General features: G+C 72.3%; 17 protein-coding genes and 1 pseudogene. 10 read left to right on the top strand and 8 right to left on the bottom strand.

Translation table 11 applies throughout. The features are described 5' to 3' along the window. Window positions 1-4: 4 nt before the first annotated feature. On the bottom strand, window positions 5-3,118 hold the full coding sequence (locus ACIGQF_RS21605) for a BTAD domain-containing putative transcriptional regulator (RefSeq protein ID WP_399712463.1): 3,114 nt from the start codon (window positions 3,116-3,118) through the stop codon (window positions 5-7). Window positions 3,119-3,402: 284 nt separating this feature from the next. On the opposite strand from ACIGQF_RS21605, the gene ACIGQF_RS21600 reads away from it, so the two are divergent. The 3 genes from ACIGQF_RS21600 (at window position 3,403) to ACIGQF_RS21590 (ending at window position 6,576) form a co-directional block, all read left to right on the top strand. Continuing rightward, on the top strand, window positions 3,403-4,584 hold the full coding sequence (locus tag ACIGQF_RS21600; protein WP_399712460.1) for a catalase family protein: 1,182 nt from the start codon (window positions 3,403-3,405) through the stop codon (window positions 4,582-4,584). Between the two features lie 36 nt (window positions 4,585-4,620). Then, window positions 4,621-6,021, top strand: coding sequence for a Dyp-type peroxidase (locus ACIGQF_RS21595; protein ID WP_399712457.1), 1,401 nt, complete (start codon window positions 4,621-4,623; stop codon window positions 6,019-6,021). A gap of 75 nt (window positions 6,022-6,096) precedes the next feature. Continuing rightward, on the top strand, window positions 6,097-6,576 hold the full coding sequence (locus ACIGQF_RS21590) for a hypothetical protein (RefSeq protein ID WP_399712454.1): 480 nt from the start codon (window positions 6,097-6,099) through the stop codon (window positions 6,574-6,576). 91 nt (window positions 6,577-6,667) lie between these two features. Here ACIGQF_RS21590 and ACIGQF_RS21585 read toward each other — a convergent pair whose 3' ends face one another. Then, window positions 6,668-7,000, bottom strand: coding sequence for an MFS transporter (locus tag ACIGQF_RS21585; protein ID WP_399712647.1), 333 nt, complete (start codon window positions 6,998-7,000; stop codon window positions 6,668-6,670). Between ACIGQF_RS21585 and ACIGQF_RS21580 the strand changes: the two genes are divergently transcribed. Then, window positions 6,987-7,400 (top strand): hypothetical protein, encoded by a 414-nt coding sequence (locus tag ACIGQF_RS21580; protein WP_399712673.1) that lies wholly within the window; start codon window positions 6,987-6,989, stop codon window positions 7,398-7,400. The genes ACIGQF_RS21585 and ACIGQF_RS21580 overlap by 14 nt on opposite strands. 189 nt (window positions 7,401-7,589) lie before the next feature. Next, on the top strand, window positions 7,590-8,069 hold the full coding sequence (locus tag ACIGQF_RS21575; RefSeq protein WP_399712452.1) for a nitroreductase family deazaflavin-dependent oxidoreductase: 480 nt from the start codon (window positions 7,590-7,592) through the stop codon (window positions 8,067-8,069). Window positions 8,070-8,211: 142 nt separating this feature from the next. On the opposite strand, the gene ACIGQF_RS21570 is transcribed toward ACIGQF_RS21575, so the two are convergent. Next, window positions 8,212-9,789, bottom strand: coding sequence for a DHA2 family efflux MFS transporter permease subunit (locus ACIGQF_RS21570; RefSeq protein ID WP_399712449.1), 1,578 nt, complete (start codon window positions 9,787-9,789; stop codon window positions 8,212-8,214). 402 nt (window positions 9,790-10,191) lie between these two features. Between ACIGQF_RS21570 and ACIGQF_RS21565 the strand changes: the two genes are divergently transcribed. Further along, on the top strand, window positions 10,192-11,238 hold the full coding sequence (locus tag ACIGQF_RS21565) for a zinc-dependent alcohol dehydrogenase family protein (RefSeq protein ID WP_399712446.1): 1,047 nt from the start codon (window positions 10,192-10,194) through the stop codon (window positions 11,236-11,238). Window positions 11,239-11,325: 87 nt separating this feature from the next. Here the strand turns inward: ACIGQF_RS21565 and ACIGQF_RS21560 are convergent, their stop codons facing one another. Further along, window positions 11,326-11,739 (bottom strand): hypothetical protein, encoded by a 414-nt coding sequence (locus tag ACIGQF_RS21560; RefSeq protein WP_399712443.1) that lies wholly within the window; start codon window positions 11,737-11,739, stop codon window positions 11,326-11,328. 514 nt (window positions 11,740-12,253) lie between these two features. On the opposite strand from ACIGQF_RS21560, the pseudogene ACIGQF_RS21555 reads away from it, so the two are divergent. Beyond that, a pseudogene (locus ACIGQF_RS21555) lies at window positions 12,254-13,201 on the top strand (alpha/beta hydrolase); the annotation flags it as partial. A gap of 677 nt (window positions 13,202-13,878) precedes the next feature. After that, entirely contained in the window at window positions 13,879-15,321 is a 1,443-nt protein-coding gene (locus tag ACIGQF_RS21550) for a hypothetical protein (protein ID WP_399712440.1), read from the top strand. On the opposite strand, the gene ACIGQF_RS21545 is transcribed toward ACIGQF_RS21550, so the two are convergent. The 4 genes from ACIGQF_RS21545 to ACIGQF_RS21530 form a co-directional block, all read right to left on the bottom strand. Continuing rightward, window positions 15,293-17,371 (bottom strand): glycogen debranching N-terminal domain-containing protein, encoded by a 2,079-nt coding sequence (locus tag ACIGQF_RS21545; protein ID WP_399712436.1) that lies wholly within the window; start codon window positions 17,369-17,371, stop codon window positions 15,293-15,295. The genes ACIGQF_RS21550 and ACIGQF_RS21545 overlap by 29 nt on opposite strands. Then, window positions 17,368-18,840: an MGH1-like glycoside hydrolase domain-containing protein gene (locus tag ACIGQF_RS21540; protein WP_399712432.1), complete on the bottom strand. Its 1,473-nt coding sequence runs from the start codon at window positions 18,838-18,840 to the stop codon at window positions 17,368-17,370. Before ACIGQF_RS21540 ends, ACIGQF_RS21545 begins: the two co-directional genes overlap by 4 nt. Beyond that, complete coding sequence (locus ACIGQF_RS21535; protein ID WP_399712430.1) at window positions 18,837-19,637, bottom strand: sugar phosphate isomerase/epimerase family protein; 801 nt, start codon at window positions 19,635-19,637, stop codon at window positions 18,837-18,839. The genes ACIGQF_RS21540 and ACIGQF_RS21535 overlap by 4 nt, the downstream gene beginning before the upstream one ends. 67 nt (window positions 19,638-19,704) lie before the next feature. Next, window positions 19,705-20,751 (bottom strand): zinc-binding alcohol dehydrogenase, encoded by a 1,047-nt coding sequence (locus ACIGQF_RS21530; RefSeq protein WP_399712428.1) that lies wholly within the window; start codon window positions 20,749-20,751, stop codon window positions 19,705-19,707. Window positions 20,752-20,877: 126 nt separating this feature from the next. Between ACIGQF_RS21530 and ACIGQF_RS21525 the strand changes: the two genes are divergently transcribed. Beyond that, window positions 20,878-22,293 (top strand): ABC transporter substrate-binding protein, encoded by a 1,416-nt coding sequence (locus tag ACIGQF_RS21525; protein ID WP_399712426.1) that lies wholly within the window; start codon window positions 20,878-20,880, stop codon window positions 22,291-22,293. Continuing rightward, entirely contained in the window at window positions 22,290-23,282 is a 993-nt protein-coding gene (locus ACIGQF_RS21520) for a carbohydrate ABC transporter permease (protein WP_399712423.1), read from the top strand. The genes ACIGQF_RS21525 and ACIGQF_RS21520 overlap by 4 nt, the downstream gene beginning before the upstream one ends. Window positions 23,283-23,284 lie beyond the last annotated feature (2 nt).

Raw genomic sequence — 23,284 nt, 5'->3', positions numbered from 1 at the left:
GCCCTCAGAGGTGCGGGGCCGGGTCGGCTTCCTTGTCGATCAGGTCCTCGCGGTCGAGGGCGGCCAGCCGGGCGTGCACGGTGTCGGCCGCGGGGACGCCGAGGCCGGCGTACAGGTGCAGGGCGTGTTCCCAGTGCCGGCGGGCCTGCTGGAGTTCGCCGGCGGCGTGGTGGAGCGCGGCGATGCCCTCGTGCGCCCGGGCCTGCTCGAACCGTTCGCCGATCTCCACGGCCTTGGCCAGCGCGTCGGCGTGCCAGGCACGCGCCACGGCCGGTTCGCCGCTCGCCCGCGTGGCTTCGCCGAGGCCGTTGAGCGCCTCGACTTCGCAGGCGCGGTATCCGGTCTGCCGGGCCAGGTCCAGGGCCCGGCAGTGCTGGTCGACGGCTTGCCGGTAGCGGCCCTGTCGGCAGTGGACCAGGCCCAGGTGGGTCAGTGTGTAGGACTGGCCGTCGCGGTTGCCGGTCCGCCGGAAGAGGTCCAGCGCCCGGCAGAGCTGGTCGATGGCCTGTTGGTGGCGCCGCTGCTCGCAGTGGTCAAGGCCCAGGTGGGTGAGCGCGTAGGCCTGGCCGTTGCCGTCGCCGAGCTGCTCGAAGAGGGCCAGCGACCGGCGGTGCTCGTCGACGGCCTTCTCGTACTGGCCCAGCCTCCAGTGGACCAGGCCGAGAAAGAGGAGGGCGTAGGCCTGGCCGTACCGGTTGCCGGTCCGGCGGAAGAGGCCGAGTGCCCGGTCGTGGTGGTCGACGGCGCGCGGGTAGTGGCCCTGCCGCCAGTGGACCAGGCCGAGGTAGGTCAGGGCGGACGCCTGACCGTCGAGGTTGCCGGTCTGCCGGAAGAGGTCCAGTGCTCTGCGGTGGTGTTCGACGGCCCGCGGGAAGTGGCCCTGCCGCCAGTAGACGTAACCCAGGTGGGTCAGTACGTAGGCTTCGCCGTTGTGGTCACCGTTGTGCCGGGCGGCGCGCTGGGCGTGCGTGTGGATGACCAGGCCGTCGGCGTAGTGCCCGCCGGTATCCAGGTAGCGGAAGAGCGTGGTGGCCAGTTCCACGGCATGGCTGTCCCAGCCGTGACCGGCGGCGTGGGCGCAGACGGCGGCCAGGTTGGCGCGTTCGGCGTCCAGCCAGGCGCGCGCCGCCTCCGGGCCGTCGATCGGCGGTACGGGGGTGGCCGGCGGGGCATGGGTGGGCAGCGGGCGCTGGTCCTCCCGGTGCTGGTGGAGTGTGGTCGTCGCGGTGGTGGCGCCGGCCAGGTAGTGGTCGAAGAGGCGGGTCAGCGCGGCGTGCCGGTCGGCGGGCGGGTCCGTGCCGGCGGCCAGCTCGGCGGCGTAGGCGCGCAGCAGGTCGTGCATGGTGTACCGGTGGGGGCCGGTGGGCTGGATGAGGTGGGCGCGGGCCAGCCGGTCGAGCAGCAGGCCGGCCTGCTCGGACGTGGTGCCGGTGAGAGCGGCGGTGGCATCGGTGTTCCAGTCGGGGCCGGGGTGCAGGGCCAGCAGCCGGAAGGCCCGGGCGGCCTCGCCGGGCAGGCGCTGGTAGGACCAGGAGAACACCGCGCGCACATCGGCGCTGGGATCCTCGTCGTCGTGGAGGAGGTCCAGCTGCCGCTCCCGGTCGGCCAGCTCGGCGGCCAGCTCGGCCAGACTCTGATGGGGCCGGGCTGCGGCGAGTTCGGCGGTGAGACGCAACGCGAGGGGCAGCCGGCGGCACCGGTCCGCCAGTACGCCGGCGGCCCGGGGCTCGGCCGCCACCCGCGGGCCGATGAGCTGGTGCAGCAGGGCGTGGGCGTCCTCGGCGGGCAGCAGGTCGAGGTCGATTCGGTGGGCTCCGTGCAGGGCCACCAGACCCGGCAGGGCGTCGCGGCTGGTCACCAGGGTCGGGCAGCCGGCGGTGCCGGGCAGCAGCGGCCTGATCTGCTCCGGCGTCGCGGCGTTGTCCAGGATGACGAGCATGCGGCGCCCCGCCAGTTCACTGCGGTACCGGGCAGAACGGTCGGCGACGTCCAGGGGGATGTCCTGGCCACGCAGCCCCAGGGCGGCCAGCATGCGGGCGAGCGCCTCCCCGGCGGTCATGGGCTGTTCGGGGTCGTAGCCGCGCAGGTTCACATACAACTGCCCGTCGGGAAAGGCCTGTCGTACCCGGTGCGCCCAGTGCACCGTTAGCGCTGTCTTGCCGACGCCCGGGGTGCCGGTGACCAGGCAGATCACGGCGGCCGTCGAGTGCGGGTCCGGGCTCATCAGCGCGTCCAGCTCCGCGAGTTGGCTCGTGCGGCCGGCGAAGCCCGCGACGTCGCCGGGCAGCAGGCACGGCACAGGACGCGGTGGGGATTGCTGCGGCGCGGGCGGTGTGAGGGCGGGGTCGGCGTTGAGCACCGCCCGTTCCAGCCGCTGGAGTTCGGGGCCGGGCTCGATGCCCAGCTCCTCGGCCAGCAACGTTCGCGTGGTGCGGTACGCCGCGAGCGCCTCCGCCTGGCGGCCCGACCGGTACAGGGCCACCATCAGCCGCTCGCACAGCCGCTCCCGCAGGGGGTGCTCGCGTACCAGCCCGGCCAGTTCGGTCACCACCGAGGCGTGCCGGCCCAGTGCCAGGTCGGCCTCGATGCGTTCCTCCAGCACGCTGAGCCGGTGCTCCTCCAGCCGGTCCCGCTCGGCGTCCAGCAGCGGACCGGTCAGGCCCTCGCACAGCCGCCCCCGCCACTGTCGCAACGCCGCGTGCAGCGCCTCCGCCGCCGTCCGCCAGTCACCGACGGTTCGCGCCGCCCTTCCCCGCTCGATCTGCTCGTCGACGGTGTCCAGGTCCAGTGCGCCGGGCGGTACGTACAGGACGTATCCGCTCTCGGTCCAGGTCAGCAACCGGGACGGAGAACGGGCCGGCCGGTCCGGCTCCAGCACTCTGCGCAGCCCGGCGGCATGCCGCTGCACCAGATTCACCGCGCGTCCCGGAGCCGCCGTGCCCCACACCGCGTCGATCAGCTTCTCCCGCGGCAGCGGCCGGTTCGCGTGCAGCAGCAGCACGGCGAGCACCACACGCTGCTGCACCGGCCCCGGATTCAGCTCCACCCCGTCCCGCCACACCCGCAGCGGGCCCAGTGCCTCGAAACGCAACTCCCCCGTTGTTCCGTGATCGCCCATTCTCGCCCTCCCCGCGTGGCAATCCCTCACAAGCTACCCCGGACGGCGCCATATGGACACCCAACGGCACCCACCGGCACGCAACGGACAGCCATCAGCGAGGGCCCGCCTCCCCCGTACCCCTCCGGCGGGCTCTGTGACCTCAGTCCGCACGCCGTCTCCGGGCCGCTTTTCGACCTGTCGCCAACGCTTCGCGCGTGAGTACGGTGGGTCCGGCAGAACGCCTCCCGGACGTGCGTGTTGTTCCGTTCCGGTCGGCCGCGGAGACGAAAGGCGGTCGGGTCATGTCACCGCACTTCATCGCCTACACACCGGACGTGGAAAGCGTCGAACCGGACTTCGACGAGAACGTACGGAAACTGATCGCGACGATGGAGCAGCACATCACCGGCTCCATGACGGCCGACGGCAACGGCCGGGCGCTGCGCGAGGCGCACAGCAAGGGCTACGGCCTGGTCCGGGGCGAAGTGGAGATCCTCGGCGGGCTCCCTGCGGAGTACGCACAGGGCATCTACGCCACTCCGGGCAGGCACGACGCGCTGGTGCGGTTCTCCAACGGCTCCGCACGCCCCGGGCCCGACAGCACGTTGGGAGGCTCCGTAGGGCTGGCGCTGAAGATGTTCGGCATCGACGGTCCGACGCTGCTGGAGGACGAACCCGACAGCCGGACCTTCGACTGCACCACCATCAACGCGCCGGTGTTCTTCTGCAGCACCGTCCGGCACTACCTCTTCGTCCAGGAGCTCTTCCTCCGGGCGGGTGCCTACTTCGCGGAGGGGAGGCCGGGCCAGCGCCGCTTCTTCCGCGACTACGTGACCGGCATGGGGACGCTGGCGCCGGAGGAGTGGGCGTGGGAAGAGCTGCTGGCCTTCCTCGCCCTCGCCCAACGGCCCCTGGTGAACGTACTGCTGTCGACCTACACGACGATGGGCGCGGTCCGGCACGGCGACCATGTCGCCAAGGTGCGCCTCACCCCCGATCCCCTGTGTGCGGTCGCCGTGGCCGAGCGGTCCATGGACCCTGGCGCCACGGGCGATTTCTTCCGGCCCGCGCTGGTGGCCGAACTGCGCGAGCGGCCCTACGCCTTTCGCCTTCAGGTCCAGCTCTGTACCGGTCTGGACCACATGCCGGTCGACGACCTCACGGTCGAATGGCCGGAGTGGCGGTCTCCGTACGTCACGGTGGCGAGGCTCCGCCTCCCCGCGCAGGACATCTCCGGCGCGGACAACCTGGAACGGATGGACGCCCTGTCGTTCACGCCCTGGCGGGTGACCGCTGCCCACCGGCCGCTGGGCAGCATCATGCGTGCCCGCAAGGAGGCCTACCGCCGCTCCTCCGTCCTGCGCCACCGGCTCAACCACCAGGAACGGCGAGAGCCGCGCACCGCGGACGAGGTGCTGCCGCTGAAGGCGCCGGCCCCGAAGGCCACAACACCGAAGGCGTCCGGCCCCGCCACCGGTCCCTGACGCGTGAGCCACCGCAGAGAAGGGAGGCGGATCACCATGGCAGACCGTACGAGCCCCTCCGCACCGCAGGTGCTGGAGCTGGACGACATCCAGGGTGCCCTGCTGCGGAAGCGCCCCGTTCCCTGCGTCGGCAGCTACCTGCTACTGCGCGTAGACAGCCCGCCGGAGGGCCGTCAGCTGCTCACGCGCCTGCTGCCGCACGTCGCCTCGGCGGACCGGTGGTGGGCCCCGCCCGGCGGCGCGTGGCTGAGTGTCGCGCTGAGCCATTCGGGGCTGCGGGCGCTGGGAGTACCGCAGGAGTCGCTGGACAGCTTCCCAAAGGCGTTCTGCGAGGGCATGGCCGCCCGGGCCGACCGGCTCGGGGACACCGGAGAGAGCGGCCCCGAGCACTGGGACGCCCCTCTGGGCAGCCCCGAAGTGCACCTCGTCGTGGCTTCCTTCGCCGCGGGCAGGGAGGCACTCGAATCCCTGCTGGAGGCGGTACGGGAAGCCCTGCGCGGCCTGCCCGCCGTACAGCTGCTCCACCGGCTGGATGTCGCGCAGCTGCCGACCGGGCGCACGCACCTGGGCTTCGTGGACAACATCAGCAAACCCAACGTCGAGGGCGCGGGGGCGCCCTGGAGCGACCGGGCGGGTGCCGATGACCCCACGCACTACGGCGATCCGCCCGGCGTCGGCCCCCCGGTCAAGGCCGGCGAGTTCGTTCTCGGCTGTCCGGACCAGCTCGGGCAGCTCGCCTCGCAGCCCTTGCCCGACGCGTTGCGCCGCAACGGCACCTACGTCGCCCTCCGCAAACTGCACGTGAAAACCGCCGAATTCCGCCGCTACCTCAAGGCGAACTCCTCCTCGCCCGAGGGAGGGGAACTGCTCGCGGCCAAGATGGTCGGCCGCTGGCGCAGCGGAGCGCCCCTGGTGCTCGCCCCCGTCCAGGACGACCCCACGCTCGCCGCGGATGCCACGCGCAACAACGACTTCACCTACCGTGAACAGGATCCCGGCGGCCGGCGCTGCCCGGTCGGCGCCCACATCCGGCGCATGAACCCCCGCAGCTCCCCGGACGACCCCATGGACGTACGCCGTCACTGCTTCCTGCGACGCGGTACCCCTTACGGCCCCGAGCTGCCCGAAGGGCAGTTGGACGACGACGGAGCCGAACGGGGCGTCGTCTTCCTCTTCATGGGCACCGACCTCGTCCGGCAGTTCGAGTTCGTCAAGAGCCAGTGGACCCACGACGGCAATTTCGCCGGACTGGAGACGGAGCAGGACCCCCTGACCGGAAACCGCGACGGGACCGCTTCCTTCACCGTCCCGCTGCACCCGCGTCCCCGCCGCCGCCAGTACGGGCAACTGCCCCGCTTCGTCGTCACCAAGGGGGGCGAGTACCTCTTCATGCCGGGCATCCGCGCCCTGCGCTGGATCGCGGGCCTCGACGCCTGAGTCACGCCGGCCGGAAGTCCGCGGCCCGTCGCACGGAGACAGCGCACCCCGCACGTCGCCGAGAAGGGATCCGAGATGACCACGCACCCCGAGAAGCCGGCCCGGCCGGGCCGGACGGACGGCCGTACCTCCGAGTTCACCCTCTTCTTCAAGGTGAAGCCCGGGCACGGCAAACTGATCCGCGACATCTTCCAACAGAACACGTTCGGGCAGCTCAGCAGGGAGGTGACCCAGCGGATCGGCACGCTGCACGACGCGCGATGGGTCCTCTTCGACGAGGACACACGCCTGTTGTTCGCCACGTCCTACGACGGTGACTGGGACGCCTACATCGACGATTTCGCCCACCGGATTCCCGACGTCTTCGACGCCATCATGGAGCACACCGAGGACTACCCCGGCATACATGATCCCGGCATCAAGGACCGTATCGCCGCCCACCAGGTCACCGCCTGCTCGTACTTCCGCGCCATTCCCGATGCCACGGTGCGGGACCTCCAGAAGGCACGACGCGTCTACAAGGCCTACGAACAACTGCTGAACGCCTTCGAGTGAGCGCGCCGTGAGGCTGCCCCCGCTCCCCGCCGCGTCCGCTCCACGCCGCGCAGGGTCAGCAGGACTCCCGCGGTGAAGCAGGCCGCACTGATCAGTGAGCAGGTGCGCATGCGTGCAGGAAGGCGGATGCCGGTGCGGTGTGATCGGCGCACCGAGCAGTGCCACGCCCACCGCACTGCCGACCCCGGCGGGCCGCGTGGAACGCCCCGGAGGCCAGTCCGGTGCGGTGTGCGGGGGCCGATTCGACGACGGCGGCGACCGCGGCCGGCATCGTGAGGGCGGTGCCGAAGCCGATGGCGGCGAGTGGCGGTACGAGGGCCGGGTAGGGCGTGCCGCGACCTGCCAGGAGCAGTCCCAGGAAGCCCAGTGCGCCCAGCCCGAGGCCCAGCAGCATCGGCCTCCGTGGCCCGGTGCGGGCCGTCATCCGGCCGGCGAGGGCGGAGGCGGCGGCCGCCATGGCGGTCTGCGGCAGCCGTGCCGGCGGGGACGGCAGGCACGACCCGGACCGCGCCACCCGGGACCGGCTGTCCTCCCGCGGCCGCGACCTGGACTACCGGCTCACCCCGCACGGCTGGGAGATGCTGGCGGCGATCGGCGTGACGGTCCCCGAGACCCGCAGGAAGACGGTGGGGTACTGCGTGGACTGGACCGAGCAGCGCCACCATCTGTCGGGGGCGGTGGGCGCCGCCCTGCTGGGCTGCTGCATCGAACGCGGCTGGGTGGAACGCAAGCCGAACAGCCGGGCCGTACGCATCCTGCCCGCCGGCGAAGAGGGGCTGAACGACTGGCTGGGGCTCGACACACGCACCTTCGCGGACGCCTGACGACGGGCCACGCCCGGCTCGATTACGAGCCGGGCGCAGGTACGCCCGATAGGTTGTGTCGCCGGAGCCGGTCGGTTCGCCGGCGCGGAGCAAGTGCGCCCGGTGCGAAGGATGATCGGGTCCACCCCGTGTGTTGTACGGGACCACGAACCGCAGACGAGGACTGTTCGAGAGCTGGGAGATGGTGACATGCCGCTCAAGGGCGAGTACGAACCGAGCACCACGAAGTTGGTACGTGACCAGGTGGAGCTGTATGAGAGCTCCGGTGGTACGGAAGGCACGACGCTGCGCCCCATGGTCGGACCGGACGACGAGAAACGGCGGGATCTGCCGGTCATCATCCTGACCACGCGCGGCGCGAAGAGCGGCAAGCTCCGCAAGACGCCGCTGATGCGTGTCGAGCACGACGGCCGCTACGCCGTGATCGCCTCGCTGGGCGGAGCTCCCAAGCACCCGGTCTGGTACTACAACGTGGTGGCCGACCCGCGGGTGGAGCTTCAGGACGGACCGGTGCGCCAGGACATGGTGGCGCGCGAGGTGACCGGGGAGGAGAAGGCCGCGTGGTGGGCCATCGCGGTCGAGGCGTTCCCGGACTACGCGGACTACCAGAAGAAGACCGACCGCGAGATCCCGGTCTTCGTCCTGGAGCCGGCGGCGCAGCCGCACTGACGCGGGGCGGGGCCGGGGCGCGTCGCCGGTCCGGCCGGTGCTTCCCGGTGCCCGGGGGCGGAGGTGTGCCGACCGCCGCCCCCGGTTCGCCGTCGTTCCGGCGTACCGTGCCCGCTCGCCCGCGAGGGCACCGGCCGCGCCGCTACTTGTCGAGGCGAGTGGGAGCGGGCTTCCGGACGGGGGCGGTCCCGGCTGCGGCGGCTTCCTTCTCCGCCTCGATCGTGCCATCGGTCTCCATCGTGCCGTCGGTCTCGACCGTGCCCTCGGCCGCCGGCGCGTGGTCCTGGTGCGCGGGCCGTGCCGTGCGGCTGACCAGCAGCGACGTGGCGAACGCGAGCAGGCCGATGACGCCCGCGACCATGAACGCCGTACGCAGTCCCCCGGCGTCCGGAGCACCCGACGGGTCGGAGGTGGACAGCGACGCGACGGTGACGAACACGGCCGTACCGAACGCGCCCGCCACCTGCTGAAGGGTGGAGAGGATCGCGCTGCCGTGGGAGTAGAGGTGGTCGGGCAGCGCGCCCAGCGACTCGGTCATCAGCGGCGTCATCATCAGCCCGAGCCCGGCCATCAGCAGGATGTGGATGGCGATGACCGCGGCCAGCGGCGAGTGGGCGCCGAGGAGCGTGAAGAGCCACAGCGACACGGCCAGGGCGAGCGCGCCGGGGATCACCAGGGGGCGGGCACCGAAGCGGTCGAACAGCCGTCCCACGGGGCGGCCCAGCAGACCGAGCAGGAGACCGCCCGGAAGGACGGCCAGACCGCTGACGAACGTACTGGTGCGCAGCACGGTCTGAAGGTACAGCGGCAGCATGATCGATCCGACGCCCAGCAGGCACATGAACAGCAGCGCCGACAGGACCAGGGCGACGCTGAAGGGGCGGGTCTTGAACGGGCGCAGGTCGAGCAGGGCGCGGTCGTCCCGCTGGAGGCGCAGCTGACGGGCGACGAACAGGCCCAGGGACAGGAGGCCGACCACGATCGGTATCCACGGCGGGAGCGTGTGCGCCCCGCCGCCGGACTCGCCGACGGACGCCAGGCCGTACAGGACGCCGCCGAAGCCGATGGCGGAGAGCACTACCGAGAGGACATCCAGCGGCACCTGCCGCGTCTCGCTGTTCAGCCGCATCAGGACCGCGCCGGTGGCCAGCGCGGCCACGGCGAGCGGCAGCACGATCCAGAACATCCACCGCCAGCCCAGCGAGGCGAGCACCGCGCCGCCCACGGTCGGGCCCACGGCGGGGGCGACCGCGATGACGATACTGATCGTGCCCATCGTCGCGCCGCGCTTGGCCGGCGGCACGAGGCGCATCACGGAGGTCATGAGCAGCGGCAGCATGACGGCCGTACCGCACGCCTGGATCACGCGCCCGGCCATCAGCACGCCGAACCCGGGGGCCAGGCCGCTGACGAGCGTGCCGACGCTGAACATCGTCAGCGAGGCCAGGAAGACCTGACGCGCGGTGAAACGTTCGAGCAGGAAGCCGGTGATCGGGATGATCACGGCCATGGTCAGCAGGAAGCCGCTCGTCAGCCACTGCACCGTCGTGGTGGAGATCCCCAGGTCGACCGTGAGGTCGCGGAGCGCGACGCTCAGGATCGTCTCGTTGAGGATCATCACGAAGGCCGAGACGACGAGCACGGCTATCAGCACGGGAGCGCGCGCGGGGGAACTGCCGCGGGGCGAGTCGGCGCCCTCGGCGTTCGCGGGTTCGATCATGGTCAGGCACACCTCACTGGTATCGGTCGGCATCGGCGCGGGCACGGCGGCATGCGCCGGACCTCTGTCGGTCCGTCGTCGGAAGTCCGGTCGTCGGGGCGCCGGGGCGGCGGCCAGGACGCCCTCCGCCGCGGTACGCGCTGTCCCTCGCGGTGATCGGCTCGAACTACCGGAGCGCCCCCACCGCTCCTCGCTTTCCGTCTCCCCCGAGCCTCACCTGCGCGGCGACTGCAACCCCTGCCCCCGTCGTCTTCATCGTTCTGTCAGTGTATTGAACTCTCCGCACCGGTCGCGCGGGGGTATTCGCCCAGCCGGGCCGCGGATAGCGGCCGGCCGGGGCGGGAAGGCCGCTGCTGCGCGTCCCGGGACGGGGCGGCGGTCTTCCGAGGAGAGGCGGGGCCCATGCGAGCTGTGGTGTTCGAGCGATACGCGCAACCGGCGGAGGTACGGAACGTCCCCGACCCCGTACCGGCGCCGCACGGCGTGGTCGTACGGGTCGAGGCCACCGGACTGTGCCGCAGCGACTGGCACGGCTGGATGGGCCATGACTCCGGCATCACGCTGCCGCACGTACCGGGCCACGAACTCGCCGGGGTGGTGGCGGAGGTGGGTGCGCGGGTCGAGAACTGGCGTCCGGGCGACCGGGTGACCGTGCCCTTCGTCTGCGCCTGCGGAAGCTGTGCTTCCTGCGCGGCGGGCGACCAGCAGGTGTGCGAGCGGCAGACGCAGCCCGGCTTCACCCACTGGGGCTCCTTCGCCGAGTTCGTGGCGCTCGATCATGCGGACGTGAACCTCATCGCGGTGCCGGAGGCGGTGTCCTCCGTCACGGCGGCGTCGCTCGGCTGCCGGTTCGCGACCGCGTTCCGGGCGGTGACCGCGCAGGGGCGGGTGGCGCCGGGCGAATGGACCGCGGTGTACGGGTGCGGAGGCGTCGGGCTGTCCGCCGTGATGATCGCGGCGGCGGCCGGGGCACGGGTCGTCGCGGTCGACCGCTCGCCGGGCGCGCTGGACCTGGCGCGGAAATTCGGCGCAGCGGAATGCGTGGACGCCTCCCGTACCGCGGATCCGGCGGCGGCGGTGCGCGAGCTGACGGGCGGCGGTGCCCATGTCTCGCTGGACGCCCTCGGCTCTGCCGCGACCTGCGCGGCGTCGGTCGGAAGCCTGCGGCGGCGCGGCCGTCACGTACAGGTCGGGCTCCTCCCTCAGCCCATACCGGTGCCGATGGACCGGCTGGTCGCGCTGGAGCTGGAAATCCTGGGCAGCCACGGCATGGCGGCGCACGCCTACCCGCCGATGCTGGATCTGGTCCGCGCCGGCACCCTGCGCCCGGACCTGCTCACAACGGCGACCCTCCCGCTGGATGCCGCGCCGGCGGCCCTGGCGGCGATGGACGAGGCACGGGGCGCCGGGGTGACGGTGATCCTGCCGGGCGCCTCGTCCGGTACCTGAACCGGCGCTCAAGGCCCGGGAACTCCGGCGTTCTCGCAGCGGTCGTGCCCGGCGGAGGGCCCCTCCACCGGGCACATGGCTCGTGGGTCAGCAGCGCTTCGTGCTGGCCCCCTGGGAGGCCAACGGGTCCCCGGCCGGGCGCAGCGAGCCGACGCCCGCGGTGCAGTCGTTCACGGTGTCCGTGCCGTTGGACCAGAATTCCTGGGCGGTGCTGTTCGTCCAGGCCCGCTTGCCGAGAATCTCGTCCTGGGAGTAGCTGTAGACGGCCGTGCTGACGTCGTAGTCACCGGCCTTGTCCCGGAAGGAATCCCAGACCCACAGGTAGCCGTAGTTCTGCTGGCATTTCGGGGAGTAGAACTGCTTCACCGATGCGATCTTCACGCCCTGACGGGTGATGTATCCGGTTTCCCCGATCGCATAAGCGTCGCTGCACACACCGGCCGCTTGCGCCTTTGCGCTGAGCGGATTTCCGGCGGCCGAGGGGGCGGTGGACTTGGCCATGCTCCGTTCCGACGGGGCGGGCGCCGGTCCACTGCCGGCCATTGCGGAACCGGCCGGAATAAGGGCAAACGCGCAGGTCAGCCCGGTGAGGGCACGCTTGGCATATCTCACGACGGAATACCTCCTGGGGTTCGCACATAAGTGCGTGACTTTTCCGAAGAGTCCGCGCGGCTACCCTGACGGTCATTCGGAACAACGCCGCCCTGCGGAAATCTCCGACTGCCCAAGAAGACCAGCGACTCGCGGAGATGGTTGTACGTCCGCTCCGGTTCGATTTGCCGACGCGGCGGCTCGCGCATGTCAAATGGCGCACCGTTCCGTCAAATCCCACGCCAGAAGCGAAAACGGCAGCGGAAATTCCGGAAAACTTCCCGGACCGACAGCTGGGGGCCGGGACCCTTGACTCCCGTCCCACTCGGCTCTAGCTTCACCAAGTCCCTGACAGGACAGCCTCGTTCAGCACTGGCCATGCCCTCTACTCGGAAGCCGTTCGCAGCGGACAGGAGCAGCCCCCATGCCACGTCGTCGCCCCGGCACAGGACGCCGCAGACCCGCGCGCCTCCGCATCGTCCGGCCCGTCCTCGCCGTCCTGCTGCTCCTGTGCACCGGGCTCGTCGCGACGCCGTCGGCCCACGCGGCGGCCCCCGCCGACGCGCTGCCGGGCGTACGGGCCGACGACGGCGCGTACCTCACCGCAGTCGAGCGGGTCGACGACCGCATCCTCGACCTGACCATCCACTCCCCCGCCCTCGGCCGGGAGGGACACGCCCGCGTACTGCTGCCCACCGGCTACGGCCGGGACCACCGCCGCCTGCCGGTGCTGTACCTGCTGCACGGCTGCTGCGACAGCACCCCCGGCTGGCGCGCCTGGACGGACAACACGGACGTCGTACGGGCGACCGCCCGGACGCGGGCCCTGATCGTCCTCCCCGAGGGCGGCCCGATGGGCTTCTACAGCAACTGGTGGAACCACGGCACGGGCGGCGCGCCCGCCTGGGAGACCTTCCACCTCACCGAGGTGCGGCAGCTCGTGGAGCGCAACCTTCGGGCGAACGGCCGGCGGGCCGTCGCGGGCCTGTCGATGGGCGGCTTCGGCGCCCTGTCGTACGCCGGACGGCATCCGGGCATGTTCCAGTCGGCCGCCTCGTTCAGCGGCGTCGTGGACACCACTGCCGATCCGCAGCAGCTCCTGAATGTCGTCGCCGGATACACCGACGACCCGACGGCCCTCTGGGGCGACCCGCAGGCCCAGGCCGGCATCTGGCGGGCGCACAACCCGTACGACCTGGTGCGCCGGCTCCCGCGCGGCTTCCCCGTGTTCGTCTCCACGGGCAACGGCACGCCCGGACCGCTGGATCCGCCCGATGCCCAGCCCGACGCACTGGAGAACTGGCTGGGCGGCATGTCGGAACGGTACGTCGACCGGGCCCGCGCCCACGGTCTGCGCGTCACGGCCGACCTCTACGGCCCGGGCACCCACACCTGGCCGTACTGGGAACGCGAACTGCACCGCGCCCTGCCGATGCTGACGGCATCGATCGAGGCGGGCAACGGGCACTGACACCCCCGCCCCTCGGTACCGACGGGGCGGGGCTGTCCCAACCCGATGCGGACCGGCCCGCCGGTGGGTGAGACGCCGTCGAGGACGCCGGCGGGTACGCGGAAGACCCAGCCGGGTGCGGCGGGGCCCTGCCATGCAGGTGGCCGATGACTTGTCCGGCCACGTGCTTGCCGTCCAGGGCGGCGACATCGGCGGTGTCGACGGGGTGCGGGAGGTTGCCTGCGGCGAAGACGCCGGGGCGGCTCGTACGCAGTGCGCTGTCGGTGAGCGGGCCGCGGGTGCCTTCGTCGAGGTCGAGCCCTGCGGTGCGGGCGAGTTCGTGGTCGGGGAGCCAGTCGCCGGTGAAGACGACGGTGTCGCAGGGGCGACGGTTGCGTGGCGGCCGGTGTCGAGGTGCTCGATCTCGACGGCCCGTAATGCCCCGCCCCCGCCCGCCGGGAGCGGGGCCGCGGTGCGTCACCTGCGCTGTCTGCTGTGCCCCGGGGCGACGCCCTCGGGTCGGACCTCAAATACTCGCGTGCCCCGCGCATACCCTCCGCCATACGATCACCCGATACGGCTGGGGGAACGGGGGCAGGATGTCCGAGGACGACGTGCGGCGTGACGCGGGGGCGGCGGTGCGGCTCGCCGAGGGGGAGTCGGTGCGGGACGTGCTGAACGTCGCCGATCCCGGTGCGTGGCTCGCGCTGGACGCGGGGGTCCGGGAGGTGCGTTGGTACCGGTCGGGTGCGCCGGTGCCGGAGTGGGAGTACGCCGCCACTCTGCCGGACGACCTCGTACAGGCCGGCGAGTCCGGGCTCGCGGTCGCGCTCTGCCACCGCGACGGGCGGATCCGCGAGGCGGCGGTGCGCCGGGCCGAGCGGTACCCCGGGCTGCTCCCGCTGCTGGTGATCCGGTGCGCCGACTGGGTCGCACCGATACGTCAGTACGCCCGGCAACTGCTGCGCGACACAATGGAGGTGGACACCGCCGTCGGACTCGCGCCCCTGATCCTGCGTGTGGGCCGCCGGGACCGGGGCGTCTTCGGTGTCCAGCTGCTCGAAGAGGTTCTGCGCCGTGCTCCTCGGGACCGGCTCACCGTCCTCTTCGCCGCTCCCGACCGCGGCGTGCGGCGGTTCGCCTACCGCCTGGCCATCGAGGACGGCCGCCTCGGCCCCGCCGAACTCGCCCGCACCGCCGCCCGGGACGAGGACAACGTCGTGCAGGATCTGTGCGCCGACGCCACACTCACCGCACTCGCCACCGCCGGCGACGTGGCCCCGGACACGTACGACGACGTGCTCGCGCCGCTGCTGGCCGCGCGCAACCCGCGGGTCCGCTCGACCGGGGTCACCGCTCTGCGGCGCGCGGGGCGTCCGCAGGAAGCGGAGCCCTTCCTCAACGACCGGTCCGCCGTGGTCCGCGCCTGCGCCCGGTACGTCGTACGGCAGTACGGCGGCGATCCGACGGCCTGGTACCGGATGCGGTGCGCGGGATCGGACGACGCGGCTCTGGTGCCTGGTGCGGTAATCGGGCTCGCCGAATGCGGCGACCGCGCCGATACCGTTCTGCTGCGGTCGCTGCTCGTCCACCCGGTCGGCGCGGTGCGGGCCCAGGCCGTGGCCGGACTGCGCGCGCTGGACCGCGCGGACACCACGACGGTGTGGCCACTGCTCGACGACCCGGTGCCCGCTGTCGTCCGCGAGGTGACCGCCGCGCTGCTGCCGTCGGCCGCTGAGCTGCCCGCCGGCCGGCTCCTGGAACGCACCGGTTCCGCACAGCCGCGCCACGTCCGGGGTGCCGCCTTCCGCCTGCTCGACGCGCACGGCGGGGCCGTGGCGCTGCGCGCGGCGGTGGGGCTGCGGGACGACCCGGACACGAAGCTGCGCGCCAGGGCCGAGCAGGCGGTCGTGCGCTGGCGCCCGGCCGCGGACGCGGAGCGAGGGGACCCGGAGGTCGGCCGGCTGCTCGACCGCGGCCGGCACTTCTTCAGCGACCGGACGCCGAGGCGGATCAGAGGGGAGGCGGGACTGGACGGCTGAGGGGGTCGCCCGAAGGTCGGCTCCCCGCCGGCCCGCCGGTGTGGTGCACCGCGGTGCGCAGGGCCAGTGGGGTGGCCGCTGCCCAGGCCTGTGGGGAGCAGGAGTGCGGGTACGGGACCGGGGCCGGGTGGAGGCCGCGGTCGTAGCCGGCGAGGACTTCGGGGAGCCGGTAGCCGTGCAGGGCCGCGGCCTCGACGAGACCGTGCGCGACCGTGTGGGCCTCCTTGTGCAGGCCGTAGCGGGCCAGGCCGAGGACGACGAGGGCGTTGTCGTGCGGCCAGATGCTGCCGCGGTGGTACGAGAGCGGGTGGTACGGCTGCTGGTCAGCGGCCAGTGTGCGGACGCCCCAGCCGGAGAAGAAGTCCGGCTCCAGCAGCCGCCTGCCCACGGTCTCCCCCGCTTCCTGGTCCAGGATGCCGGACCACAGCAAATGGCCGGCGTCGGAGGCCAGGACGTCCGCGCGGCGGCCCGAACCGTCCAGCGCGAGCGCGGGGAACGCCCGGTCGGCCATCCAGAAGTCGGCGGTGAACCGCTGCCGCAACGCCTCGGCCGCGGACGACAGACGTGCGGCGTACGGCGCGTCGTCCCAGACGTCGCGGGCGAGCCGGGCGGTGCGGAGCAGGGCGTCGTACGCGTACCCCTGCACCTCGGCGACCAGCACCGCGCCTTCGGGGCGGGTGCCGTCCGCGGCGCAGATGGCGCCGGGCGAGTCCTTCCAGTTCTGGTTGGCCAGGCCGCCCTCGTGTGCCCGGTAGGCGAGATAGCCGTGGGTGTCGAGGCCGCCGTGCCGGAACATCCAGTCCACGGCCGCGCGGGCGGGCGCCTCCAGCCGGCGGGCCAGCTCCGTGCCGGGACCGCCGGCCGCCTCGGCGTACGCGCTGAGCAGTACGAGGTAGAGCGGGGTCGAGTCGACGGACCCGTAGTACTGCTTGTAGGGGACCTGGTCGAAGAAGGCCAGCTCGCCGTGGCGGATCTCGTGCACGATCTTTCCGGGCTGCGCGAGCCGCGCGGGATCGCCCGTTGTGGCCTGGGCCGCCGTCAGCGCGAGCAGCGTGGCCTCGGCGAGCTCGGGCCGGTACGGGAGGGCGAACAGGGAGGTGAGGAGGGAGTCGCGGCCGAAGAGGGTGAGGAACCAGGGCACACCGGCGCCGGGCACGCGCAGGGGCTGCCCGGCGGGCCCCGGTACGGTCACGCGCAGCCCGGCCAGGTCGGCGAGGCCCTGCTCGCAGGCGCGGTCCAGCTCGGGCCAGTGCGCATCGTGAGGGCCGGCGGTGAGAGGCACTGCGCCGGCGAAGTCGGCGGCTTCGGCAGCCAGTCGGTGTGCCACCGCCGCCGGATCCGCGTCGGCGGTGCGGTCGGCCTCGGGCCGGTGAACGCCGTGCGGGTGTGCGGTCACCCGCAGCCGCAGCTCGGCGGTGCCGTGCGGGGGCAGCTCCAGTTGCCAGCACAGCTTTCGCGCATGGGCATGGTGCTGCTTCGTCCCGTCGGCCGTCCTGACCGCCGGCTCGGCCTTCTGGACCGTGGCCGGCGGCGGGTCGGCGGTGACCGTCGTCCGCGAGCGCCACGGGCCGCGCCGGTAGCCGAACTCGACACCGTCCTCGCGCACGTCCCGGGTACGGACGGTGTGCGGCTTGGCGTACGCGCGGTGGTCCGCGCGCAGCTCGAACTGGTCGGCGAAGTCGGCGTCCGCCGTGATCTCCAGGGTGGCCGTGGTGGTCTCGCCGCGATTGCTGGTGAGGCGGATCCGCTCGGTCAACGCACCCGAGAGTACGGCCTGTTCGCGGAAGACGGTGTAAGCGGGCGGTTCGTCGCGGGTGCCGTGCGGGGTCAGTACGGAGGTGAGCGGCGTCGTCGCATCGCCCGTCGTCGCCGGGACCAGGACGACGGGGGCCGCGCCGTCGACCGTGAGCTGCCAGCGGCTCAGGTGGCGTGCGTCGCGCAGGAAGAGGCCGTCGGGCGCGGCGCCCCGTACTCCGGTGATGTCACCGGCCGGGCCGAGCAGGGCGAAGGTGCCGTCGTGGACGAGGACGCGCTGGTCCGTCGTGGTCATCGCTGTCCTTCTCCGTCGAGGACGGTGTCATGGTGGTTGTCACGGTCACGGCCGGGGCCTGCCAGCAGGTCCAGGGCCAGGGCAGCGGTCCAGCTGAAGTCGCGGGTGCCGCGCCCCTCGGCCGTGTACGGGTCGACGTACTCCGCGAAGTTCGACGCGGCCGCGGCGTCGAGTGCCGCGGTGCGCAGCGCGTCGGCGGCCGTGGTCTCTCCGCACCGGCGCAGGGCGCGCTCCATCAGCCAGTTGACGTTGAACCAGGCGGGCCCGCGCCAGTAGCGGTACCGGTCGAACGCGGGGCCGCGCAGGTCGTAGCTGGGCAGCAGCGGGACCGTGGTGCCGAGGCCGAAGTGTGTGCCACGGGCGGTGCCGAGCAGCGCGCGTACCACCGTGCGGGGCAGGCCGGGGACGAGGAGCGGGAGGAGGCCGGCCGCGCTGCGGTCGGGCAGCAGTTTCCCGGCGACCAGGTCACGGCAGAGGAACTGGCCGGCGGCCGGGTCCCACAGCCGCTCCAGCAGCGCCGCGGTGAGCGCGCGTGCGCGGTGCCGGTGCGGCGCCGGGTCGGCGCCGAGCGCGGTGGCGATCTCGGCCAGGGCGTGTTCGGAGGCGATGAGGAGGGCGTTGACACCCGGGTCCTCGACGGCGAAGGCGGGGTGGGGCGTTGCGGGCGTTGTTTTCCCGGGAGTCGTGCCGCCATCCCCGTAACCCCGGTCCCGGTAGCCCCGGTCGCGGTAGTCCGTGGCGAGCCGTACGTAGCGTCCGTAGTCGAGGTCGGTGGGGCGGTCGGCGGCGGCGCCGTGGTCGAGGTCCGCGCGGCGGAACGCGGTGGGCGGTGCGGGTTCGACGCGCGACAGCGGCCGGTCCCAGCACGGGCTGTTGTCCATGCCCGGCTCCCACGGATGGACGATCGCGGCGAGGCCGCCGCCGCCCAGGTCCCGCTGTGCGGTGAGGTAGCGGTGCCAGGCCACCAGGCGCGGGTACACCCGGGCGAGGAAGCCCCGGCCGTGGGAGAGCGCGGGATCGGTCCGGTGGACCAGCAGGGCGGCCAGCGCGTGGACGGGCGGCTGGACGATGCCCGAGGTCTCCAGCCCGCGGGGCGCGCCCGCGTCCGCCCCGGCCGTGCTGGAACGCCAGAAGTCCGGGCTGGGGAAGTAGGCGTCCAGTGGCACCGCGGGGTTGAAGACGATGTGCGGGATACGGCCGTCGCCCCACTGCGCGCCGAGCAGCGTCTCCAGCTCCCGCTGCGCGCGCAGCGGCGAGAGATGGCGCAGGCCGATGGCGATGAAGGCGGAGTCCCAGCTCCATTGGTGCGGGTAGAGGCCGTGCGAGGGGACGGTGGCGGCGCCCGTCCAGTTGCGCAGGAGGACGCGGCGGGCCTCGCGGCGCAGTGTGCGCCGGTCCGCCGGGGGTACCGGGGCGCTCGGCGGTGTGCGGAGCACCGCCGGTGCTGCGGTGGGTGGCGGTGGTGTCATCCGGCGGCCCTCGCCAGGAAGGGCGGGATCGACCGTACGGCCTGTACCGGGTCGCCGGTAAGCTGGCACTCGACGGCCAGGTGGCCTTCGTACCCGGCGGCGTCCAGGGCGCCCAGCCAGGCGGCCCAGTCCAGGTGTCCGGCGCCGGGCTGGAAGCGGTTGGAGTCGCTGACCTGGGCGTGGCCGATGTACGGGGCGGCGGCCAGGATGGCGGCGGCGGGGTCGGCCTCCTCGATGTTCATGTGGTAGCTGTCGATGCCGATGCGGACCGAGTCCAGGCCCACTTCGCGGATGAGGTCCGCGGCCTGCTCCAGCCGGTTGACCATGTGGTCCTCGTAGCGGTTGAGCGGTTCGAGGAAGAGGGTGACGCCTTCGGCCCGGGCGTGCTCGCCGAGTTCGGTGAGCCCGGCGAGCAGGACCTCACGGTCGGCGTGCTCGTCACGGGGCGGTTCGAAGGGCGGCAGCCGCCGCGAGAACATGCCGTACGAGGCGGGGGTCTGCGCACCGGTGCCGCCCAGTTCGGCGATGACCGACAGCTGGGACTTCAGCTGTGCCACGGCGTCGCGCCGCCGGTCGGCGTCGAAGTCGCCGAGGAAGTGCAGCATCTCGACGCAGACGGTGGGCATGACGACGCCGTCGGCCGCGGCCTTGCGCAGCTCCGGGAGCCGCTCGCGGAAGTGGAAGTCCCCCTTGCCACGAAGTTCGATGGCGTCGTAACCGGCTTCCCGGGCGAACTCCCACTTCTGCTGGAGGGTGTCTCCCGGCAGGAGTTGTTCCTGGCAGGCGGTCTTGAGCATGCTTCGGGCCTTTCGTGCGGTACGGAGTGTGCGATGCGGAGCCGTGCGGTGGAGTGCCGTGCGCGTCTCAGAACTCCAGCACCATCTGGAGGGCGTCGTGCGGGCGCTCGTCCAGCAGGCGGTAGGCATCGGCCACGTCCGATACCGGTATGACATGGCTGACCAGCGACTTCACGTCCACCTTGGCTTCGGCGACCAGCCGCAGGAAGGTCTGCTGGAGGCGTTCGACGGTCCAGCGCCCTGCCAGGTGCGGGGGCACGCCGCCGATCTGGGAGCAGATGAGCTGGACGCGGTTGTGGTGGAACTCGTCGCCGAGGCGCAGCCCTTCGCCGTCGCCCTGGTAGAAGCCGGAGGCGACCACGCGGCCGTCGACGGCGACGGACCGGAGCGCCTCGTGCAGTGCGGGGTAGACGCCGCTGATCTCGATGGCGGCGTCGGCTCCGCGGCCGCCGGTCGCCTCCCTGATGCGCTCGGCGACGGCATCGGTACGGGCGTTGAAGGTGCGCTCGGCGCCGTACCGCCGGGCGGTCTCCAGCCGGACGTCGAGTGCGTCGACGGCGGTGACGCGGGCGCCGCTGAGCCGGGCGAGGCGGGTGGTGAGCAGGCCGATGACGCCCTGTCCGAAGACGGCGACGTCCTCGCCGAGGTTGATGCCCGCGCCCAGTACGGCGTTGTACGCGATGGCGCCGACTCGGGCGAACGCACCGGCCAGCGGCTCAAGTCCGGTCGGCAGGGTGTGGCCCGCCATCCGCTCGGCGGGCACGATGCCCTCGCTGCGATGGCCCCAGATGCCCCACACCAGGTCGCCGACGGCGGGCATGTCCGGCCGACCGGTCAACTCCGGTGATACCTCGGTGACTTCGCCGACCTCGGAGTAGCCCCAGCCCACAACGGGGTACGTGATGCCGGCCGTGCCGTCGCGGAAGATCCGGGCCTCGGCGTCCCAGGTGCGGGTGAGGTAGGGATTCGTCCCCCGGTAGGCGGTCAGTTCCGTACCTGCCGATATGCCGGAGTAGCGGGTGCGCACCCGGAGATGGCCGGCGGGCAGGGGTGCGCTTTCATGCTCGGCGATTTCGACGTCGCGGGGGCCGACGAACTGGACAACTCGCTCCACAAGGGACTCCGAAGGGACGTAAGTTCAGCGGTTTCGTCGAAGATACATCAGGGTTACGTCTTGTTAATAGACAAAACTGGTGCTGAGATGCAGACCAAATAAACGGAAGCGCTGTGAGGACGTGGCATGCGTATGTGGTCCCGACGGTCGAGGCCGACCGCGGCAGGGCTCGCCGTGGCACTGGCCGCCGCCCTGCTGACGAGTTGCTCGGCAGGGCAGGCGGACGGGCGGACGGCGCCGGACAAAAAGATCACGGTGTGGACCCAGGAGAATCTGCCCGCGCGGATGGCGGCCACCAGGAAGGTGGTCGGGCGGTTCGAGAAGAAGACCGGCGTCGAGGTGAATCTCGTCGGTGTGGACGAGGGGCAGCTCCCTCAACTGATCATGTCGGCGGCGGCAGCGGGCAACCTCCCCGACGTCATCGCCGCGCTCCCCCTCGGCCAGACCTGGCAGATGTACAGCAACGGGCTGCTCGACACCCGGCTCGCCGGCGACATCGTCAAGGACCTCGGCACCGGCACCTTCAACGCCAACGCCCTGCGGCTGGCCTCCGACGGCGGCACGCCGCTCGCCGTGCCCTCGGACGCCTGGCTCCAGCTGCTGGTCTACCGCAAGGACCTGTTCAAGAAGGCCGGCCTGTCCGCACCCGACAGCTACGGCTCGCTCCTCAAGGCGGCGCGGAAGCTGGACCGCGGGCGCATGGACGGCATATCCGTCGCCAGCGACCCCGGGGACGCCTTCACCCAGCAGAGCTTCGAGAGCCTCGCCCTCGCCAACGACTGCCAACTCGTGGACGGCAAAGGCAAGGTGACGCTCGACTCGCCGGCGTGCCGCCGCAGCTTCGCCACCTACCGGTCGCTCGCCCGTGACCACGGCACCCCCGGCACCCAGACGCTCGACACCACGCGCGCCACCTACTTCGCAGGCCGTTCGCCGATGCTCGTCTGGTCCTCGTTCCTCCTCGACGAGCTGACGGGGCTGCGCGCCGACGCCACGCCCAGCTGCCCGGAGTGCAAGAAGGACCCGTCCTTCCTCTCCGACAACAGCGGCATCGTCACCGGGCTGAAGGGCCCCGACGGAAAGCAGCCGGCACAGTTCGGCGAGGTCACGTCGTGGGCGGTGACCAAGAGCGCGGAGCATGACGCCTCCCGCGACTTCATCACGTACATGATGGGCGCCGGGTACGGGGACTGGTTCGGGATGGCGCCCGAGGGCAAGATCCCGGTCCGCGAAGGCACGGCCGACGACCCGGACAAGTACATCCGGGCCTGGCACCACAGCCGGCTCGGCGTCGAGGCGAAGGTACGCAAGCCCCTCGACGCCCTCTACTCGGACCGGCTGCTCGACCGCATCGCCGACGGCGTCAGCGGCATGCGCCGCTGGGGCATCACGCAGGGCGAGGGCGCCCTCGTCGGTGCCACCAACGGCGAACTCCCCGTCCCCAAGGCCCTCGGCGAGATGACCAGTGGGCAGACCCCGCCGGACGAAGCGGCCCGCGAGGCCGACGAGGAAGTCACCGCCCTCAAGGAGTCGCTCCAGTGAACGCCGCCCCCACAGCCCCCAGCGAACCACGCACCGGCCGCCGGCCACGCCGTGCGCAGACCGCCGCAGCCCGGGAGAACCGCGCCGGACTCGCCTTCGTCTCCCCCACCTTCGTCGTGGTCCTGGTCGTCGTCGTACTGCCCATCCTGTGGACCGTGCTGCTGGCCTTCCAGCACGCCAGGCTCGTCGACATCCAGGGCATGAGCCTGCTGGGCAACTGGTCCCTGGACAACTTCGGCAAGGTCCTCGGCTCCCCCGGCTTCTGGTCCAGCCTGTGGACCACGGTGCTGTACACCGTCGGCTCCACCGCGGGCTCCGTGGTCCTCGGCCTCATCGCCGCACTCGCCCTCCGCAAGCCCTTCCGCGGCCGCGGGCTGCTGCGCGCCTCGATGCTGCTGCCGTACGTGGCGCCGGTCGTCGCCGTCGCCTTCGTCTGGGAGGTGGCGCTCAGCCCCCAGCTCGGCATCGTCAACGACTGGGGCACCAGGCTGCTGGGCTGGGACGACCCGATCGCCTTCCTGTCCACCCGCTCGTACGAGGTGAGCCTGCTCGGGCTGCACTTCGACGTGCCGCTGGCGCTGCTCACCGTCATCGCCTTCGAGACCTGGCGCTATTTCCCCTTCGCCTTCCTCTTCCTGCTCGCCCGCCTCCAGGCGGTGCCCGACGGGCTGGAGGAGGCCGCGAAGGTGGACGGCGCCGCGCCCACCCAGCGGTTCCGCCATGTGCTGCTGCCGCAGCTGATGCCGGTGATCGCGCTGCTCTGCGTGCTGCGGTTCATCATGACGTTCAACAAGTTCGACGACATCTATCTGCTCACCGGCGGCGGCTCGGGCACCGACGTGGTGGCGGTGCGGGTGTACGACTTCCTGACCGCCCGCTTCGACGTGGGAGCAGCCGCGGCCCAGGCCCTGGTCCTCGCCGTGATCCTCATGGCGCTGCTGGGCGTGTACTTCGCGTTCTTCGCCAAGAAGACGCAGGAGGAGGCGTGATG

The sequence above is a fragment of the Streptomyces sp. NPDC053560 genome (assembly GCF_044544605.1).
Taxonomy (GTDB): domain Bacteria; phylum Actinomycetota; class Actinomycetes; order Streptomycetales; family Streptomycetaceae; genus Streptomyces.
The sequence above is the reverse complement of the archived record's forward strand: the minus strand, read 5'-3'. Positions and strand labels throughout refer to the sequence as shown.